The organism is Euzebyella marina (assembly GCF_003687485.1).
Lineage (GTDB): Bacteria > Bacteroidota > Bacteroidia > Flavobacteriales > Flavobacteriaceae > Euzebyella > Euzebyella marina.
On sequence record NZ_CP032050.1, the window covers coordinates 836,080 to 855,231 of the forward strand.

Here is a 19,152-nt window from a genome sequence, read left to right on the forward strand (position 1 = left end):
ATAGTTTGGGCTTTTGTTGAATACTAGGGAATATGACTCTTTTTGTAAACAATACTAGCAAAGTAGAGTTAATGTAGAGGTATAATGTGGTACTGTAGAGTAAATGAACTGAGAGGTAGAGTTTTAAAAATTCAAAATATAGTCGGTAAGATTGTCTTGATGAGGAAGATTGAATTTTTTTCGAAGGCGATAGCGTTTCATTTCAACACTCTTGACAGAGATATTGATTAACGGGGCTATTTCTTTAGAGGATAGGTTCAATCGTAGGTAAGCGCATAATCTCAAATCGTTATTGGTAAGACCTTCATGTTTCTGTTTTATTCTCCTTAGAAAGTCTTTGTCTGCATTGTTAAAGGCATCTTCGAAGAATTTCCAATCATCTTCGCTATTTATATTTTTGTCAATGTCTTTAATGACCGATTTGATGTTTCTATCCTTCTCGGATACACTGTTTAGTTTTGATTTGATGTGGAACAAGAATTTATTCTTTTTCAGAATACTCATTGTCGAAATCGCCAACTCACGGTTCTTGTTTTCAATTTCATCTTGAAGTTTCTCGTTCATCAGTTGGGCTATGCGCTCTTTTTCTTGAAGTTTTCTTCGCTCAAGTTCTTTCTCGTTCTTTACTATGAGCGATTCTTGCTTCTTTTTATAATAAAGTTTATAAATTCTGTGAATGACCACGAATAGCAGTATGATTAAAAGAAGATAAATTAATAGAGCCCAATTGGAAAGAAACCAAGGCCTTAATACTTTAAAGTTGTAGGAGGCCATGTTCTTTGTTAGCTCATTACCTACTTTGGCGCGTACATTAAAGGAGTAATCGCCGAAGGGTAAATTGGTGAATGTTATTTCGGAATTGTTAGACCATTCGCTCCACTCGTCATAAATACCACTTAGGTTATACTGGTAGCGCACTTCGGTGTACTTGTCGTACTCAGGTACACTATAGTCAAACGTTATATTATTATTTGTATGCTCGAATTTCCCAGATTCTTCAAGAGAAGCCTTGGAAGCTATTTTGGTGTAATCTCCAAAACCGATATGATTGATTACTATCTGATGGTCTTGAGATGAAACCTTGTTTAAATTAAGAGATACATACCCGTTTGAACTACCGATAAGATATCTATCGTTTTTAACTCTTGATATATTCTCAAAGCCCGATACGCCAAGATTGCTAGTTAGACTGGTGGGCATAGAAATATTGGTAGTGCTAAGCTTACCGCTTAGTGTACTTTGAGTAATATACTTAACCCCGTTTTTGGTGAAAAACCATAGTTTTTGGTCAACTGAGTCAGGTATAATTATACTTATCGGCGCTTCATCCTTTGTAAAGATCATGTCTGTCAAAGCACTGTCGATAACTACATTTTCTAGATGATTGTCTACAGTATAGATACCAGTGAATGTCTTGTAAAATAACTGTTCTTTGAATCTGAATAAGTTAGAGCTATGATTTAGAGGTTCTTTATTCTTAAGTTCTTCTACCCGCTGCATTGCCGAATCTAAGGTAAGATGGTACAGCCCTTTCTGTTCATGGTTAATGATAATATTTACAGAATCAATCACTTCAAAAAACCGACTGGAGATTGAGAAGTCTTCGATTACATTTCGTAAAGCCCATGAATCACCTTTCTTTTCTAAGATGCTGAGGCCATTATGGTTGCCTTGCAAAATGAGTTTACCGGATTTTCCTAAAGGATGAAGTCGCCACGTACCAGGAAAACTGGAAATCAAAGACGCTCTATTATTCTTAATTACGAAGGTTCCGCTATTATGCCCGCAAAAGATGGTTTGGTCTATGACCTGAAGATTCCAAACTTGGCCTTCCGTTCCGGGGATTAGCTTAAAATTTTCAGTTGAATCGATTTTCCTAAAAAAGAGGCCCTGATTGGTTCCTAAATACAAAAATCCATCATGGTTGAGAGCCGAATATACCAAACCTATATTACCTAATTTGTCGACATATTCGCTAAAAGGAGAGTTCAGATTAAGAACGCTCACGCCATTATCTAACCCCAGCCAAAGATTGCCTTCAAAATCTTCAAACAATGAGAGAACGGTATTGTTATTTAGGCCTTTGGCCTGGTTGATGTTCCTGATAAGAATGCCCTCCGGCGAAAGGTGGTAGAGACCGTTCGAGATACTGCCCAACATAAAGCTACCATCGCTCAAACGAAGGCTGTTGTAAAGTTTTGCATTAATGGTATCCATATCTGTTGGCCAAGTGGTAAGAGCTTCTGAATCATGCTGATAAAACTTACCTTCTTCGGTCAATATGAGTAGTTGATTTTTTCTTTGGTATATGCCTATAAGCGGCTGGTTGGCCAAAATTTCATGGTTGTTGACAAGTACGGGTTCTCCATTCTCAATGGTAAACAAACCTTCCCCTATTTTTTGGAAATAAACCTTGTTGTTTACCAAATGAAGTTTTGCCTTGGCCGAGTTCGCTTCTATTATTTTAAAGCTTTGGTCTTGTTGGTCGTAAATATAGAGGCGGTCTAAAGAAAGAAAGATGACCCAATTGTCCATGATAAGAATATCCCAAAATTCTTCATCTTCCGAGAGTGGGTCTTTTAATTTTTCGGAAAGTGAGGTGTACTGTAGTTCGCCCGTCACATCTTTAGTCCAAAAGCCGAACTCTCTATAAGAACCGGTATAGATTTTTTCACCAGAGACTTTTACAGATCTTATTATTGACGGATTGGGGAGTTTGTAATTGTACCATTTGCTTCCATCAAACTCCAAGAGCGTGCTGTGGTTGGCAACGTATATCTTTTTCGTTATCGATTGGGAGATGGCCCAGTTCTGATATTCACCATTATAATCTTTGGGTGTGAAATTTTGAATAGGGGGCAACTCTTGGGCAAAGAGGCTAAAGTGAACGGTTACAATAAAGAGAGCAAGTAGTAATCTCAACTTTTTATTTTTAGTTTATTGTTGACCATAAAAATCAATAAGGGATTCAGTGACATTTACTATAATTATCAACGATACTATCGGTAAAACTTAACTATGTTATTTCAAATATAAAAATGAATCGAGCGAATGCCATTCAATTTTAACATCTCACCTTAAGACTATATTAACATGCTTTTTGGTTTGTTTTAGTAAGTTTGCGAGCAATATGGTCAACGGAAGACTTAAAAATTGTATCTCATACTTGTTGTTGCTGCTTTTTCTTTCTGTGAAAATGGCAGGCCTACACGTTTTGTCGCATTCCGATGATAATGACCACGCACTTCAATGCGCCGTTTGTGATCATACGACGGCCCATAATTTGATTCCGGCATTAACGCCAGATCTAGTTAGTGTAACTCTCAAAAATCTTGAGGGTATTACAAATGACGAGGTCAAGGTTCTTTACGCATTTATTAGCAACAGAAACCTTGACTCTAATCAGCTTTTCTCCAGGCCTCCTCCATTCACCCTATAAGTTTACCTGTATTTTATTCTGCTTTCAATGATTGCGTGACCACTTCTATGTGGGATACTGTCTCGTTGACTAAGTCTAGGTTATAACCTTTAGATAATTCTATAGGTAATTGAACCTTGACTAGACTGCATTATTTCTTTACAGGTTTTTGAAAAGCCATTCTTGGCAACGTATATCAAAACTTATAGTTCCCGTAATTCGCATGATTTTTAAAATATTGCGTGTATGCCTTCTTTTAGGTGTATGCACTTTAGCCTATGGCCAGAACACCTTCACGGTTGAGGGTGCCGTTCTAGACGCCATTACCTTAAAACCATTAAAGGATGTCAACATTCTTAATGCTTCTTTTAACGCTGTTTCCGATAGAAATGGAAAGTTTTTCCTTCAGAATGTTCCACTTGGTTCACATCAGATTAAAGTGACCCATGTGGGGTATGGCAATCAGATTGTTACAATTGATGTAGATGACGATTCGATGCCTTTGACCATTTTAATGAAGGAAAAAGTGACGAGTCTTGAAGAGGTAGAATTAATAGCCAAGACTGACCGAAGAAAGGCCCAAGAACTTTCAACCATATCGGTAGCTATTTCTGAAGACTTTCTCGAAAGCAATAGGGAAAATAGCCTTATGCAAACCTTGAAGAAAGTGCCTGGAGTCAGTACGATTACCATTGGGTCAGGGCAATCTAAACCTGTTATAAGAGGGCTGGGTTTTAATAGGGTAAGTGTCGTTCAGAACGGTATTAAGCACGAGGCACAGCAATGGGGCAATGACCATGGCCTTGAAATTGACCAGTACGGTATTGATAACATACAGATTATCAAAGGCCCGGCCTCTTTATTGTATGGGTCAGATGCTATAGCGGGAGTGGTCGATATTGAGCCTCCAAAAATTCCTGAAGTGGGTTCTTTTGAAGGTGAAGTAAACCTTTTAGGAGAAACCAATAATGACCTTTTCGGGGTATCTGCAGGTGCCCAAGCTAGAAAGCAAGATTGGTATTACCGAGGAAGACTGACATATAGAGACTATGCGGACTATAAAGTGCCCACAGATAGAATCAGGTACGAGAGCTACATTTTCGATTTGCATGAAAATAATCTGCGCAATACGGCAGGCACTGAAGCGAACGCTAGTGTGAGTGTGGGGTATGTTGGTGGCAAAATGAAGTCTGAGACGTTTATTAGTAATGTGAATGCCAAAAACGGATTTTTCGCCAATGCCCATGGTCTAGAAGTGAGAACGTCTTCTATAGACTATGATGAATCTAACAGAGACGTAGACCTACCTTATCACAAGGTCAATCACTTTAAAGTGACAAATAACACTACTTTCTTTTTGGATGAGCATACCGTGCGGGTAGATGTCGGTTTTCAAAACAATCAAAGAGAAGAGCACTCAGAACCCGTACCTCATGGATACATGCCAAAGCCTACTGATAGTAAGGAGCGTGTGTTTACAAAAAATACACTATCGGCAAATGCAAAAACTACTTTTAGGCCCAATTCGGCCCATGATATGGTCTTTGGCATCAATACCGAGCTTCAGAACAATAATATAGGAGGTTGGGGTTTTTTGATACCGGAGTATAAGCGCTATTCGGCCGGGGCTTTCGCTTTCGACCACTACAGGGTTAGTGATAATTTTCACATTCAAGGAGGATTGCGATATGACTGGGGACTAATGCAAACGGAAAGTTACACCGATTGGTTCCAATCTCGCATAGCGAATTCCGACGGCACCGTTTCCAATGTGTTTCTTCAAAGAGCCCAAAATAAGAACTTGACATTTCAGAATGTCAATGGTTCTGTAGGTATAAGTTATCTAAGAAACAAGACTACCTACAAAGTCAATATGGGCAAGAGCTTTAGAATGCCTTTGCCTAATGAACTTGCTTCCGATGGTGTCAACTATCACATGTATAGATACGAGAGGGGAAATATAGATTTGAATCCTGAACAGTCGTACCAGATAGATGCAGATGTAGACCACAGGGGCAAAGGTTATTATTTAGGGGCCAGTCCGTTTGTTAACTTCTTTGAGAATTTTATTTATCTAAACCCTACTTCCGATTACTACGAGACTTTACAAGTTTATGAATATGTACAGAGTAAAGTGTTCAGGTTCGGAGGTGAATTGCGAGCAGGAGTTGATATAACCAGTTCTTTTCATGCAGATGCCTCTCTAGAGTATGTCTATTCAAGACAGACCAGTGGCCCCAAAAAGAACTTTACGTTGCCATTTTCGCCCCCCCTTTCAGCATTGTTCTCTTTAAACTATGAGTTCGAAAATATCTGGTTGCTAAACAAACCGGTATTCAGTGCTGACTTAAGGGTAACCGCCAGACAAGATGATATTGTGCCGCCTGAGGAGGAAACCGAGGGGTATCAGGTATTACATCTTTCAGCAATGGCAGGTGTGCGGCTATTTGAGCAATTACCGCCGGCCCAAATTAGGGTGAAGCTCAATAATGTATTCCATACGGAGTACTATGACCATACCAGTTTTTACAGGCTCATAGATGTGCCAGAGGCTGGTAGAAATTTATCGGTCTCATTGACCTTTCCATTTTAAAAACTAAAAAAGTAAAACACCAAAAAACAAACAAAAAATGAAATCAAATTTTAAATTATTAGTACTCTTTACCCTTGTAGGCTTAGTATTTCAATCTTGTAGCGATGATGATGGTGACATTCAATTATCTGCCCCTACCATTTCAAATTTTGAATATGGGGAGGGAAGCGAACATTCAACTGAGCAGGTTGCCTATAAGGGTTCAGACATTCACTTGGAAGCTGAAATTACTGCCGAAGCAACCGTAAGTAGTATTTCAATAGACATTCATGCACATAATCTTGAAGTAGGTGAAGGTGAGGTTGAATGGGACTTTGAGCAGACATATACTGATGCCGACTATTTGGTTATCAACCCGACATTTCATGAGCATATCGATATTCCTTCCGATATTCCGGCAGGCGAATATCACATTTTATTGACTGTTACCGATGAACTTGGTAATAGCACCGAAGCAGAAGGGCATATTGAAATTTTAGATCCGATTTCTATAAGTGGTTTTGATATGGATGAGAGTGTCGTTAGGGGAGAAGATTTTCATGTGGAGTTCATGATAGCCGCCTTAAATGGAATTCATGATGTGACCGTCGATGTTCATGCCCACGGTCTTGAAGTAGGTGAAGGTGAAGTCGAGTGGGATTTTGAACAATCCTATAGCGAAAAGTATCATGAACAAAGTGAAGTAGAATTTCACGAACATATCGATGTGCCAGCTACAGCCCCTGCTGGCGAATATCATATTCTCTTTAGTATAGAAGATGAGGAAGGAAACACTTATGAGTATGACACCCATATTGATGTGACCGCATCTTAATAAACTAAGTATTGTTGCGCGGCCCAGGCCGCGCAACATCATTAAAAAATTGTACTATGAAATTAATGAAAAGAGCTTTTTATTTTATGCCGCTGGCGGTTTTACTGATGGCTTCATGTTCTAGTGACGAAGACAGCGATATCGATGAGCAAAAACCCACTATTAGTCTAAACTCAGGGTTTCCACAATCGTGTGAAGAGTTAAAAAGAGGCGAGACTTACACCTTTAGGGCCGCCGCTGCCGATAATCTTGAACTTGCATCCTATAGTTTGAACATTCACCACAATTTTGACCATCATACACATGACGACCAAGGATCCAGTTGCGAGCTAAATGCCATAAAGGCTTCTGAAAACCCCATGATTTTTATGGAGAACTATTCCCTTGAAGAAGGTTTGACCTCGTATGAAATCAATTTAGTAATCGAGATACCCAACGATGTTGATACGGGAGATTACCACTGTGCCTATTCGGTTACAGATGTTACCGGTTGGCAGGCACGTACCTCTGTAGATATTAAAATAGTTGAGTAATGTTGGAAAAAGACAAAGCCGACGTTATCGTCGGCTTTGATTGAACAGATACCGACCAAGGCATCCAAGTTGAACTACACAACTATCACAAAACTTTTTATTTAGGTCTTTCTGCCACCAAGGGCCAGTCTACGCTCTTGCCATCTTCTCTTTTGAACAAATTTGGTCACCTGTAATTTTGAGAAATCATACAGAAGAACCACACAAAGAATCAACCCGATTACGAGAAATGTCGCATTTTCTACCCTGTAGTAAAGCAAGCCAGAAACGACACCTCCCGACATATACGATAACATAATGGTCAACAGCAGTTGAGCCTTTTGTATCAGCGCCTTGTCATTTCTATATTCCTTTTTGGTAAACATAGAGAAAATAATACCCAAATCGGTCGTAAGTCCGGTAAGGTGGGTCGTTTTTACCTTTGCATTAGATATACTCGCCACCAGACCGTTCTGTAGGCCCATGGCAAATAAAAGTGCGGCTACCAATATTTCGGTTTCCTGTAGGCTTTCCGTATAAAAATATTGAAGGTAAAAGCCAACGAACATAAGACAGGCCATTTCTAAAAACACGGGTACGGCATGTGCAAGGTAACGGCCGGTAGGGGTATTGTTATGTATTACCAAGCAATTCGACACAAAATTACCGGCGAAGAATAAAAATATCCATATAAGTACTACAGCACCTTGATACCAGTTGCCTTTGGCAATTTCTTGGGCCAATATGGCATAGTGTCCGGTTACGTTACTGGTAAACGAAAAGAAAACAATTACCGAAATAACGTTGACCATACCAGCTGTAAAGGCCGTTAACCCACCCAAACGTACATTGTCGGCAAAGTTTCTATAGTTACTAAATTTTCTGAGCATATTGTTTATTTGGTATTCTTTTAAAAGTCATTCGTACGATACCCCTTATTTGCAAATCAAAATTGAATTGCACTATCAGTTCGTCTCGTGTTACATCGACCACTTGATAATCTTCAATGATTGAATTTTGGTGTTTTAGTTCTAAAACATGCCCTCGACCTTTAATGTTCCACTTTAAATCTTCCTTGATTTTACCGTTCTCAAGAAACTCTAACTTTTTATTTGGTGAGAACCTCCAGGTTTCGGCCTCGTGAATGATTAGGTTTTTGCAGATTTCTTCCTTTTGGTAATCATTAATGTCAAATGCAATTTTATTATCGTGGTTAACCTTTTCGTATTTCCATGAAACCTCCTTCCAGTCCCCCAAAATTAAGGTCTCTGTACTTTGTTCTTTGGTTATGGCCCCAATACTCAAAAAGAGCAAAAGGCCAAAAAAGGAATATATGGGCCATAATTTCATTTGTTTTACTTTAAGTTCGACAATAGCACATTGGCCAAAGACCGCTTGCTGTAATTGTTGAGGTTTTCGGTCTGATTTTCAAAATTGACTATCTGGCAGGGCAGACCACAATTTTTGAGAAGAGCGATGGTATCGATTCCTTGAACTTTTTTAAAGTTCAAAAACCCTTCGTTGGGTACGATGGTATGGGTAATCTTATTGCCTTCCAGATAATTCTTGAAATAAGACTCGTTATTGGAAGTAATGATATCTACCGTCAGCGAGTTTAACTTAGAATCATATTTGTTTTTCAAAACTTTACAAGCTTCTACAAAATCTTCAGACTGTAACTGATTGATAATTCTTGTCTTTGAAAAGAACAACATATCGGTTATCGAGAGGGAAGGGTAGCAACCATGTACCAGAACAATTTGCAATGGACGGTCAGAAGATGCCTCAAGAGTTTGTTGTACCAACTCTAAGGATTGAGTCGTGAAATCGGTTGGGATGAGAATTTTTTTTGCTTCCATGATTTAATTTTTCTCAAATCTACCATGGAAGCCATTAAGCGAAATTTAGAACCGCATTAGAAAATGCTTAAAATTCTAAGCTCACATTAGAATGACATTAAAGTGGCTGGTTCCATATCGGAATATTGATCTTGACCGTCGTACCCTCATTTTCTACCGATGATACTTTTATCGTTCCCTCATGAAGCAGTACGATGTTTCTGCTTAGTGGTAGACCAATACCATAGCCTGCAAAGTCCGTTGTATTTGAGGCCCTGAAATAGGGGTCGTAGATATAGGGCATTTCATTTTTCGGAATTCCGATTCCAGAATCTTTTATGATGATAAGCACATGTGTGTCAGATGCACCTAAGGCTACATACACCGGTTCTCCGTTAGAATATTTACAGCCATTGACCACTATATTGGTGAGTGCCAAGTGCAGCAGATGAAAATTACCCCGAATTTTTAATTTTTCATGATTCTCTGGCAGTAAACTAAAGTCAAGGCAAACCTTGAATTTTGAGTTGAGCTTTTGAACTGTTTCCTTCACATCTAATATAAGCTGGTCGGAGCGTAGCCTTACCAGTTTTTGCGATTTTCCATCAAAACCGGTTTGTGCCAGTAACAATAGGGCCTTGGTCTTTTGTTCAAGCTTTTCGGCTTCACCGAGAATGTTTCCCAACGATTTTTTGTATTCCTCGCTGTCTCGCTCTTTAGACAGGGCATAATCGGCCTCGCCGATAATGGTCGTTAGTGGGGTGTTCAACTCATGCGATGCATTGCTCACAAAGTTCTTTTGAGTTTCGAAAGTTGTCTCCAATCTGTTGAGCAAATCATTAAATGTCAATGCCAGTTTTCGAATGGAGTCTTTTGATTTGGGCGGTTGCAGCCTTAGATGCAGATTTTCGGAACTTACTTTTTTTACTTCACTGATAATGTTCTGGACTGGTCGTACCAAGGTTCGTGAAATAAGCATGCTCACTAGGGCGATAAGTAAAAGGGCGTACAATAAAGACGTAACCAACAAACTTCTCAAGTAGGCTATGTGGTGCGAAAAAAAGTAATTTTCAGCCGAAACAATGACGATATAGTCTTTGCCCTTGATGGTTTTGTATCGAATACCTGAATAAAAAATACTTCCATCTCTGTAACTGCCCGCGCCATCTTCAATAAGCTTTTCGACGAAGTCTTTTGAAAACTTGAGGGTATCATCAGTGGCTTGGGCGGTCAAGGTTTCAACCGGATATAAGTATTCTTTTTGATGGGGTAACTTCTCTAGATATTCTTGCCTCATTTCCATTATGATAGAAGCATCATCCGGATTGTCAAGCTGAATTTTTGCTGTCGTGGCAGCCCTGATCTCAAGTCGCTTATAAAAATCGGTGAATGAATAATTGGAGATGGAATAATAGATGAAGCCACAGAAGAGTAGGGTGTACAGAAAGAACACCGAAATCAACAGATAAATGATTCTGTAATGAATTTTCATCTATAGTCTTTTAAAGCATAACCCATACCCACGACGGTATGTATTACCCTAGGTAGACCGTCTACCTCCAACTTTTTTCGAATATAATTGACATAAACATCGACTACATTTGTGCCTATATCGAAATTGATTCCCCAAACTTCGTCCAAGAGATCGGTTCGGGTAAGTACCTTGTTAGGATTCTTCATAAACATAAGCAACAGGCGATATTCGGTCGAGGTCAAATTAATGGTCTTGTTATCTCTTGTTACGGTTTTAGTGTAGTCATCAATATGAATATCGTTAAAAGAGTAATGGTCGCCATTCTTGAATTTGGCATTGTCTAAAAGGTCGGTTCTTCTTAGCAGGGTTCTGAGCCTTGCCTTTAGTTCTATTAGTTTGAAAGGTTTTGCCAAATAGTCGTCGGCACCGTTATCAAGGCCTAAAACTACATTTTCAACACTACCCAGGGCAGTAAGCATGAGAATGGGTATTTCGTTGTAACCCAATTCACGAATTTTTTTACAAACATCAAGGCCGTTCATGCCCGGTAACAGTATGTCAAGAATTACTAAGTTGGCCGATGTTTTTCCTAAGGTTTCAATACCCTTTCTTCCATCGGTTTCATGAACCACGGCATACCCATCTTCTTCAAGGCCTTTTTTTATTATATCGGCAACTTTCTGTTCATCTTCAATCAATAATATGGTGCTCATAGGCCTTGAGGGTAAAATGAGCAAAATTAAAGCCTAACCCCTTAATTTATAGGGGTGAGATGATTAAAATTTCATTAAAATATGCGGTTTTTCTGTCTTGCTGGAACGGACTTGAGAAAGTTTTCTTAAAACTTACAATGGAAGCGTAATGCTTGTCTTACCCGTTATTTACTACCGTTCAATTTTTTAGTTTTATAATGTGCTTACCGCAGGCCCAGTCTTGACAGAAAGTTGGCCTTGTAGCTTTCACCGATAGGTATTCGTATATCATCAATAACCACACGGTTTCTTTGTATTGAACCAATGTGGTTCACATTGATAAGAAACGATTTATGGGCCCTTTCAAACTGATTTTGGGGTAATCGCTCGTAGAGTTCTTTAAAACTCATTAAGGTCAGTATAGGTTTATTACAGGTATCAATATGAATTTTTAAGTAGTCTTTGAGGCCTTGCACATATTTAATACTGTCAATCTTTATTTTGATATTCTCATATTCAGCCTTCACGAAAATGAAGTTATCGGTGTTTTCAAAGCTGCCACTTGAAGAGAATATATGGGCATCGTTTGCTTCTTCGCGTTTGCTGATCAGGCCTTGCGCCCGAGATACCGCTTTGACAAATCGCCCATATCTAATTGGTTTTACCAAGTAGTCAACGGCGTTGAGTTCAAAGCCATCAACGGCATAATGAGGGTAGGCCGTGGTGAAAATAAATAAGGGCCTGTTTTCTAGAGAGTCGATAAAATCGATACCGTTCATTTGTGGCATTTCAATATCACAAAAAATGAGGTCGATGTTGGTTCTCTTGATGACCGGTATAGAATCTAAAGGGTTGGTAAAAGTACCTTCAAGCTCTAAAAAGTCAACTTTGTTACAATAGTCTTTTAAAACATCTACGGCCAAGGGCTCGTCATCGATAATAATACATTTCATGCTAACTAATTCAAATTAAGAAATAAGTGAACTCTATAATATTTTCCATCATCTTCGATAGTTAGTTCATGGGTTTTGGGGTAAAGAAGCTTCAGCCTATTTTTAACATTTTCAATGCCTACTCCAGAACTACCTTCCTTCCCGACATACGCCCCGATTATGTTAGCTACATATAAGCTTATAGACTTTTCTTTTATCTCAAGGTTTATTTCTATATCAGTGTTGCCTTGAAAATCGGTACCGTACTTGAAAGCATTTTCTATAAAAGCTATGAAGAGTAGGGGGGCTATTAGTTTACCGTACGTATCGCCATTGATTTTTAGTTTTACACTCTCGCCTTCCGGTAATCGTAATCGTTGTAATTGAACGTAATTTTTAAGGTAATTGATTTCTTTTTCTAAGGGCACTTTTTCGCGGTTGGCCTCATACAGCATATAGCGCATCAATTCAGAAATGTTGAGAATTGCTTCCGATGTATCGGAAGAATTCTTGACCGATAGCGAATAGATGGTATTAAGGGAATTGAATAAAAAATGGGGGTTCAGCTGTGTTTTCAAAAACTGTAGTTCTGAATTGATTTTTTCCTTTTCAGTAACTTTTCTTAAATCATCATTGCTTTTCCATTCTCCATATACTTTTAAAATGGTGCTTACCACAAAAGGAACACAGAAGAGCAAAATGAAAATTAAAGGCTGTCTAAAACCCTCTGGTTTCGGACCGCGCGGTATTCTTGGTAGGTGGTCAATGAACTGGGGCCTGAAAAAAGTTTCTGAAACATATGTGGTTATGAACAATAGCAATATGGAAAGCGATATGTAGAGAAATGTTTTTTTCTTTAGCAAGAAATGGGGAACCAGTAAAAAGTAATTGACATAAAACAGGGCAATGGTTAGGCACAGTTTTGCCGGTATATCGCTAGGGGTCCGCCTTCCTTCGGTAATGCTAGGGTATAAAAGAAAGAGCGTAAAGCAACCCCAAACGGCCACATGCGCTAATATTGACTTGATAGAGAATTTTTCTAAAGCCATTATTGATTTGCCACAAGATTGGGGGTTGTTACCTCTAAGTTTTCAAGATCTCTTAGCGTGATTTCCGGATTCTTACCGTGATTCAGTCTGTGCACGATTAGGTCGCCTACCCTTAAGGCATCGTTTACATTTTGAAAGGTGACATGACCCTGTAGACCCGGAATATTCTCTTGCCTTATCAAAACGTCTTCACCATACCAAACTTGATAACCATAGCCATCGCCAACCGCAATCGTTTCCGTCTTTAGTTGTTTGGAAGTATTGTTGTTTTTTTTGGCCGGAACTAAATAATCGACAGTTAGAAATAGAGCCACTGTTACTAATGTCAATAGCGCAATAGCTTTCCAATGGTGCAGAACAGTATTTAGGAATGTTCGGCTAATCTTCATCATCATATTCTTCAAAAGGAAAGAATTCGTCTAGGTCGTCAAGATATAAGGTGCCTGAGCGGCCTAGGCCGACCAATGCCCGTGATCCGTTTGAGAAGGCAATGGCATCTTGCCGAGTTGTGCCTTCAAAGCTGGTCTTCATTTCCCAAGTGTCGTTCGTTGGGTTGTATTCCCAAACGGTGCCGAGCGCTCCACTTGAAGCCCCACAGGCGATATAGCCATATCCGTTCAGGGCAAATGCAACAGCGTTACTCCGTACGATGCTGTAGTCATCTTCCTCGTCAAGGTCTAATTTTTTCGTCCAGCTTTCGCTGGCCGAATCAAATTCCCAAAAATCATCAAGATATATTCCATTGGAAACTCCAGTGCCTAAATATACTTTGTCTCCTATGGTAAAAGTGACCGCTTCTCGCCTTTTGTCGCCACCAAAACCGACCAATTCAGACCAGCTGTCAGTGTTTGGGTTATATTTCCAAAAATCTTTACGATCGTTGTCGCCATCGAAGCCGGTGCCGAAATAACCGAAGCCGTTGATACCAAAAGCTATAGCACTTCTTCGCGAACTGTTAGGTAATGATGCTATTTGCTGCCAAGTATTGCTGCTAGGTTCATAACTATAAAAATCATTTAGTTCGTTAAGTCCGTCATACCCTGACCCTATATAGCCTTTGCCGTCTACATCGAACCCAACAGCCGCATTTCTTGCACTACCAGGAAAATCGGCTTTCTGTGACCAATAGTCTCCATCAATATTATAGGCCCAAAATGAATTCAAGTAATCATCACCATCATAGCCCACACCTACGTAGCCGATGTTGTCAATGGTGAAACCCGATACACTACTTCTAGGGCTTCCGTCAAAAACAGAGCGGTCTATCCAGTTGCCTAGGTCATCGTCATCGTCATCGCTTGAACAGCCTATAAAAAGCAATCCGCAGAAAACGGTTATACCAAGAAATTTAAAATCGTAACGGTTCATATCATTGAGATTTAATTTTTGGTCAAAACTAAACTCAATGTGCCGCCCAATAAACTCAAATAGATGAAGCCCTTCTTTTAAGGTACGAACAAGGTGATTTTATCGGCGAAAAATTAATAGCTCTTTGGTAGATCATATTCATAGATAGGTCTTGTAATAAAACAAGTTTATCTATTAGGGTTTTTACAAGTAAGCACGCCAACTACTTTAGCCCTAAAATAAAACGAATGATAAGACTTTCTTTAGCCAGTCTTTTAATTCTCATTATAGTATTGGCCTGTAGTACCGAAGGGGTCAACGAATCAAATTTTGAGGCAGGCGATACCTTTACCAGTAGCAATATCAGGGTTGTTCAATTAGATACCGCAACGGTTTTAATGTCGACCATTAAATACGACAGTATCATCACTTCTGAGACTACCCGAATTCTCGTCGGCCGTTATGAAGATCCTGTTTTCGGAGTGGTGGAGAGCTCAAGTTACCTTGAACTTTTGCCTGATGGTTATACGATCGATAGTGAGGCTGTTTTTGATAGTTTGGTATTCTACCTAAAACACGACGGGTATTTTTATAACGATACGCTAACATCTTTAACCATAAGCTTTGAAGAGCTTTCTCAGAAGCTCTCTCCTAGCGATGATGGTTTTTACAATAGCTCCAATATAACGACCAAAGGCGAGTCTTTAGGTGTTATTTCTTTTTACCCGCGCCCAAACGATGCTGATTCATTGAGTGTTAAGTTAAATGATAGTTTGGGTGTTGGGTTATTTGAAAACTTTCAAAGTAAATCAATTGTCAATTCAGATGAGTTGAAAGAATACTTCAAGGGATTCAGAATTAGTGCCGAAAATAATAATGGCCCGGTGATGGGTTATTCGCTTAGCGGAAGCGGCATGAGACTTTTTTTCAGCGTAGCCGAGGAAAATGATGTAGTTCAAGATTATATCGATTTTTCGATAAATCAAGCCACTTCTCCGCCCCCATTCTTTAATGAGATAATAGCGAAAGAACCTATAGAGGCTTTACGTTCTTTCACTAGCCAAGAAGAGAACAGGTATAGCCGACTTACCGGTAACCAAAGCTATATACAATCTGGGGTCGGCATTGCAACTCGTATAGAATTCCCGCATATACAAACAATACATGACATTGGCGGCGAAGGTACCTTATTAGGGGCGGTTCTGAAGGTTAGGCCAACGGTGGCCTCTTACAATGATCTATTAATGTTAAGAGATACTCTGTTGGTCTTTTTGGTCGACCAGAACAACGATATAACAGAACAGTTGTCAATTGAAGACATAGCTTCTGTACAAGGAATACTGAACCGAAACGACGAGGAGTTCAATAATATTTACTATGAGATACCAATTAGTAGTTATGTCGAAGAACTGCTATTGGGAATGAGAGATGAAAAGGAAGCTCTTTTATTGATACCAAATGATTTTAATACATCGGTCGATAGATATGTGCTGACAGATGGTTCCAACAATGAATCGAGAACCTCCCTCGAAATAACTTATGCGGTTTATGGTGAAGATGAATAAGTTTAATTTGTTTTTTCTGGCACTAATGGTAGTTGGTACGGTGTTCTCCCAGTCTGAAGGCCTTACAAGTTCACCCTATTCTCTCTATGGCCTTGGGGTCGTCAACCAAACAGGTATTGGTAGAACCAACGGAATGGGTTACAGCGGTATAGCATTGAGGGAAGAAGGTGAGATAAACAATTTGAATGCCGCAAGCTTTGCCCTTATGCCTGAAAACAGTTTTATATATGACGTAGGTTTAAAGGGACAATACAATACCTACAGTAATCGGTCGGACCAAGAAAATAGAACCACGTTGAACTTTTCTAACTTGGCCATGGCCTTTCGAATTTTTGAAGGATTAGGAGCCGGAATTGCCATGGTTCCCTATAGTGATGTAGGATATTCTTTGGTAGGTATAAAATCCAATATCGAGGGTACCAATGAGGTTTTTGAAAGTAATGTGAGGGGCATCGGTGGGTTGAGCGACCTAAGACTTAATCTAGGTTATCGCATAACCGATGGTTTGAGATTCGGTTTAAGTACCTCTTTGTTGTTTGGAAACGTTGAAGAGGAAGAAAGCTTTCAGATCAGCACAAGTTCGTTTAACCTATCGGAAGAGACCAATTATACAGGTCTACGCCTGGGTACTGCTATGCAGTTCGATTTGACCGATAACATTACCATAGGTGGTACCATGCAATTTCCCACCTCGTTAAAAGGTAATCTTAAGCGTTCGGTACTTAAAAATATTGATGATACCGAAATCGTGGTCGACTCAGATGATTCAGATGCTATCGACGATTTTAAGTTGCCTTTAGAGGTAGGGGTAGGTATTAGTGTCAAAACATTTAACTCGCTTGTTTTATCTTTTGATTACAAGAATAATTTTTGGAGTAAGACCGGTCAAACCGAGAATCTAGGTCATTATGTAGATCAGAGCATATTTGCATTTGGTGCTGAATATGTTTCTAAGCAAGATAGCTATAAATATGCTGACCGGATTAGGTATCGAATGGGGTATAATTACGATACGGGCTATCTGTCGGTAAATAATTCTAAGATAGCGGGTCATGCATTAACGGCAGGTATCGGACTACCTATTGGGCAAGGGCATACCTCGATGTTGAATCTATCGTACAGTTATGGTTCTCAAGGTCAAATACAGAATATTTTGGTGGAAGAGAATTTTCAGGTGTTGACACTTAATTTAAGCTTAAGGGATGTGTGGTTTCAAAAGCGAAAAATATATTGACCGTCTTTTCTGCATGAAATAGTTCAGTTAGTTGATTAGGTAGTTGTAACACCCCAAAAGATTAGTTTGTTGATTACTATCATTTTGGGGTGTTTGAATTTTAGAATTAGAATTTAGACTCAGGAACGAACTCATCTGAAGCCGGAATCAACCTAGCACTTAAGTCAGGTGGCATCAAGTGCGTATCGAAAGGAAACATGGGTCTGTTGATTCTCTTATAATCTAAACTCTCTATATCTTGGTCAACACCGCCAGGGGTCAAAGCCATGATCCAATCTTGTCTCATGTTATAAAGGTCGGGCACTAGATATCCCATTTTAACCACGATAATATCTGTTTTTAACGGGTCTAAACCCAATTCATCAAAACCGGTTTTACGGTTACGATCGCTCGATACAATGATTCTCAAACTGCCAACACGAACTACGGTGGCTCGATCGCTCAAACCTTCAATCGTACCCTTGATTTCAAGGGGAGGGGCGAAGCGACCATCTATTTTACCACCCACATGTCCGCTAATCTCCTGGCCTATGCCCAATTTTTGTGCCTCTTGAAAAAGTTCTGGCCCTGGTATGGAAGCATAAATGAGCGAAGGGCCATTTTTGGGCTTAAATTCAGGTCTCTCCAATAATTTCTGCAACGTCCAAGTTACGTCACCGGCACCACCTGCCGTTGGGTTGTCTCCAGAATCACTGATGAAAAAGGGATGTTTTTTACTTTTCAAGGCCTTTTTAAGGCTTCCTGCAAGTGAGTCTACCGGGGCCACAAAACCGAATTGCGACCGAACATCCCAAAAACTGTTGGCCAATTTTTCGGCAGCGCTACTTACCTGTTGTCTGTCATCACCGGTAACCATGACCACCCCATGATTTCTTGGCTCATCGGCCCAGGCATAACCGATCCAAATAGCTGCATCTATTACACCCGATTGTTCAGTTACCGCGGGTATTTTATCATATAAACTTTTGGCCGGCTCAACTCTCGTACTCGTCTTTTCGCCAGGCAAAAGAATTGGTACGGGTACCCATGCTTTATAGGCGGGCTTGCCCTTACCGTTTTCAAGCCTGTCGAGGAGATTTTCTACGGCTCTTTTTTTGGTTTCCCAACGGTCTTCGTGCGGTGCCATTCGAAAACAGGTTATCAAATCGGTATGTTTTGCCAGACGCCATGAAACGTTGCCATGAAGGTCCATTGAAGTAGATATAAGGGTTTCGGTGCCGACTACTTCCCGAATTCGAACCAACATGTCACCTTCGGGGTCATCAAGCCCGACCACACTCATGGCACCATGAATGTCATAGTATAGGCCATCGTAAGGGCCATTTTTTCTTAATGAATCTAGGGTTTCTTCAACAAGCGATTCATAAGCTTCACGTGTTACCGCGCCTCCCGGAGAAGCTCCTGCAACCAATGCGGGTAGCCATTCAGCTCGTGATACTACCATTGAATCGGGAACCATAAACGGATAGGTTTCCAAAACCGCTTTGCCTTTTCTAATTCTAAAAGCATCTCTTGCTGCCAAAGCAGGTGAAAACGTACTCGACTCGGTAGCAAGACCGGCAATGGCAATCTTTGGTAATTTCTTGGTTTGCGAAAGGGCCTTATTCGTTCCAATGGTAAAAATTAGAATGAGTAATAAGGCGAGGGAACTATTCTTCATGAGGGTACGTTTTATTTGAGTGGT

General features: G+C 39.8%; 17 protein-coding genes. 6 read left to right on the plus strand and 11 right to left on the minus strand.

Annotation, left to right across the window (positions count from 1 at the left end):
• Positions 1 to 123: 123 nt before the first annotated feature.
• Complete coding sequence (locus D1013_RS03435) at positions 124 to 2,922, minus strand: triple tyrosine motif-containing protein (protein ID WP_121847553.1); 2,799 nt, start codon at positions 2,920 to 2,922, stop codon at positions 124 to 126.
• Between the two features lie 208 nt (positions 2,923 to 3,130).
• Between D1013_RS03435 and D1013_RS03440 the strand changes: the two genes are divergently transcribed.
• The 4 genes from D1013_RS03440 to D1013_RS03455 all read left to right on the plus strand — a co-directional run bounded on the left by D1013_RS03440 (position 3,131) and on the right by D1013_RS03455 (position 7,358).
• A complete protein-coding gene (locus D1013_RS03440) occupies positions 3,131 to 3,439 on the plus strand; it encodes a hypothetical protein (protein ID WP_121847554.1) in 309 nt (102 codons plus the stop codon).
• A 202-nt stretch (positions 3,440 to 3,641) separates the two neighbouring features.
• A complete protein-coding gene (locus D1013_RS03445; protein ID WP_121847555.1) occupies positions 3,642 to 6,011 on the plus strand; it encodes a TonB-dependent receptor in 2,370 nt (789 codons plus the stop codon).
• Positions 6,012 to 6,048: 37 nt separating this feature from the next.
• Positions 6,049 to 6,825, plus strand: a complete 777-nt coding sequence (locus D1013_RS03450) for a DUF4625 domain-containing protein (RefSeq protein ID WP_121847556.1) — start codon at positions 6,049 to 6,051, stop codon at positions 6,823 to 6,825.
• A 56-nt stretch (positions 6,826 to 6,881) separates the two neighbouring features.
• Complete coding sequence (locus tag D1013_RS03455) at positions 6,882 to 7,358, plus strand: DUF4625 domain-containing protein (RefSeq protein WP_121847557.1); 477 nt, start codon at positions 6,882 to 6,884, stop codon at positions 7,356 to 7,358.
• A gap of 101 nt (positions 7,359 to 7,459) precedes the next feature.
• Here D1013_RS03455 and D1013_RS03460 read toward each other — a convergent pair whose 3' ends face one another.
• The 9 genes from D1013_RS03460 to D1013_RS03500 form a co-directional block, all read right to left on the minus strand.
• Positions 7,460 to 8,227: a YoaK family protein gene (locus D1013_RS03460; RefSeq protein ID WP_121847558.1), complete on the minus strand. Its 768-nt coding sequence runs from the start codon at positions 8,225 to 8,227 to the stop codon at positions 7,460 to 7,462.
• On the minus strand, positions 8,211 to 8,687 hold the full coding sequence (locus D1013_RS03465; RefSeq protein ID WP_121847559.1) for a hypothetical protein: 477 nt from the start codon (positions 8,685 to 8,687) through the stop codon (positions 8,211 to 8,213). The genes D1013_RS03460 and D1013_RS03465 overlap by 17 nt, the downstream gene beginning before the upstream one ends.
• A 5-nt stretch (positions 8,688 to 8,692) precedes the next feature.
• Complete coding sequence (locus D1013_RS03470; protein ID WP_121847560.1) at positions 8,693 to 9,196, minus strand: hypothetical protein; 504 nt, start codon at positions 9,194 to 9,196, stop codon at positions 8,693 to 8,695.
• 97 nt (positions 9,197 to 9,293) lie between these two features.
• Entirely contained in the window at positions 9,294 to 10,667 is a 1,374-nt protein-coding gene (locus tag D1013_RS03475) for a HAMP domain-containing sensor histidine kinase (protein WP_121847561.1), read from the minus strand.
• Complete coding sequence (locus D1013_RS03480; protein ID WP_121847562.1) at positions 10,664 to 11,362, minus strand: response regulator transcription factor; 699 nt, start codon at positions 11,360 to 11,362, stop codon at positions 10,664 to 10,666. The genes D1013_RS03475 and D1013_RS03480 overlap by 4 nt, the downstream gene beginning before the upstream one ends.
• A gap of 203 nt (positions 11,363 to 11,565) precedes the next feature.
• Positions 11,566 to 12,294 (minus strand): LytR/AlgR family response regulator transcription factor, encoded by a 729-nt coding sequence (locus D1013_RS03485; RefSeq protein ID WP_121847563.1) that lies wholly within the window; start codon positions 12,292 to 12,294, stop codon positions 11,566 to 11,568.
• A gap of 5 nt (positions 12,295 to 12,299) precedes the next feature.
• Complete coding sequence (locus tag D1013_RS03490) at positions 12,300 to 13,322, minus strand: sensor histidine kinase (RefSeq protein ID WP_121847564.1); 1,023 nt, start codon at positions 13,320 to 13,322, stop codon at positions 12,300 to 12,302.
• Positions 13,322 to 13,717, minus strand: a complete 396-nt coding sequence (locus D1013_RS03495; protein WP_121847565.1) for a DUF4907 domain-containing protein — start codon at positions 13,715 to 13,717, stop codon at positions 13,322 to 13,324. Before D1013_RS03495 ends, D1013_RS03490 begins: the two co-directional genes overlap by 1 nt.
• Entirely contained in the window at positions 13,701 to 14,690 is a 990-nt protein-coding gene (locus tag D1013_RS03500; RefSeq protein WP_121847566.1) for a Kelch repeat-containing protein, read from the minus strand. Before D1013_RS03500 ends, D1013_RS03495 begins: the two co-directional genes overlap by 17 nt.
• Before the next feature lie 227 nt (positions 14,691 to 14,917).
• Here D1013_RS03500 and D1013_RS03505 point away from each other — a divergent pair, with 227 nt between their 5' ends.
• Together D1013_RS03505 and D1013_RS03510 are read left to right on the plus strand one after the other, a co-directional pair.
• Positions 14,918 to 16,234 carry a DUF4270 family protein gene (locus tag D1013_RS03505; RefSeq protein WP_121847567.1) on the plus strand — a complete coding sequence of 439 codons (1,317 nt, stop codon included), beginning with the start codon at positions 14,918 to 14,920 and terminating at the stop codon, positions 16,232 to 16,234.
• On the plus strand, positions 16,227 to 17,468 hold the full coding sequence (locus tag D1013_RS03510; protein WP_121847568.1) for a BamG family beta-barrel-assembly machinery protein: 1,242 nt from the start codon (positions 16,227 to 16,229) through the stop codon (positions 17,466 to 17,468). The genes D1013_RS03505 and D1013_RS03510 overlap by 8 nt, the downstream gene beginning before the upstream one ends.
• 106 nt (positions 17,469 to 17,574) lie before the next feature.
• On the opposite strand, the gene D1013_RS03515 is transcribed toward D1013_RS03510, so the two are convergent.
• A complete protein-coding gene (locus D1013_RS03515; RefSeq protein ID WP_121850581.1) occupies positions 17,575 to 19,128 on the minus strand; it encodes a M81 family metallopeptidase in 1,554 nt (517 codons plus the stop codon).
• Positions 19,129 to 19,152 lie beyond the last annotated feature (24 nt).

Coding starts and splice junctions, on each gene's coding strand:
- D1013_RS03440 (WP_121847554.1), top strand. CDS start 3,131: ATGGTCAACGGAAGACTTAAAAATTGTATCTCATACTTGTTGTTGCTG.
- D1013_RS03445 (WP_121847555.1), top strand. CDS start 3,642: ATGATTTTTAAAATATTGCGTGTATGCCTTCTTTTAGGTGTATGCACT.
- D1013_RS03450 (WP_121847556.1), top strand. CDS start 6,049: ATGAAATCAAATTTTAAATTATTAGTACTCTTTACCCTTGTAGGCTTA.
- D1013_RS03455 (WP_121847557.1), top strand. CDS start 6,882: ATGAAATTAATGAAAAGAGCTTTTTATTTTATGCCGCTGGCGGTTTTA.
- D1013_RS03460 (WP_121847558.1), bottom strand. CDS start 8,227: ATGCTCAGAAAATTTAGTAACTATAGAAACTTTGCCGACAATGTACGT.
- D1013_RS03465 (WP_121847559.1), bottom strand. CDS start 8,687: ATGAAATTATGGCCCATATATTCCTTTTTTGGCCTTTTGCTCTTTTTG.
- D1013_RS03470 (WP_121847560.1), bottom strand. CDS start 9,196: ATGGAAGCAAAAAAAATTCTCATCCCAACCGATTTCACGACTCAATCC.
- D1013_RS03475 (WP_121847561.1), bottom strand. CDS start 10,667: ATGAAAATTCATTACAGAATCATTTATCTGTTGATTTCGGTGTTCTTT.
- D1013_RS03480 (WP_121847562.1), bottom strand. CDS start 11,362: ATGAGCACCATATTATTGATTGAAGATGAACAGAAAGTTGCCGATATA.
- D1013_RS03485 (WP_121847563.1), bottom strand. CDS start 12,294: ATGAAATGTATTATTATCGATGACGAGCCCTTGGCCGTAGATGTTTTA.
- D1013_RS03490 (WP_121847564.1), bottom strand. CDS start 13,322: ATGGCTTTAGAAAAATTCTCTATCAAGTCAATATTAGCGCATGTGGCC.
- D1013_RS03495 (WP_121847565.1), bottom strand. CDS start 13,717: ATGATGATGAAGATTAGCCGAACATTCCTAAATACTGTTCTGCACCAT.
- D1013_RS03500 (WP_121847566.1), bottom strand. CDS start 14,690: ATGAACCGTTACGATTTTAAATTTCTTGGTATAACCGTTTTCTGCGGA.
- D1013_RS03505 (WP_121847567.1), top strand. CDS start 14,918: ATGATAAGACTTTCTTTAGCCAGTCTTTTAATTCTCATTATAGTATTG.
- D1013_RS03510 (WP_121847568.1), top strand. CDS start 16,227: ATGAATAAGTTTAATTTGTTTTTTCTGGCACTAATGGTAGTTGGTACG.
- D1013_RS03515 (WP_121850581.1), bottom strand. CDS start 19,128: ATGAAGAATAGTTCCCTCGCCTTATTACTCATTCTAATTTTTACCATT.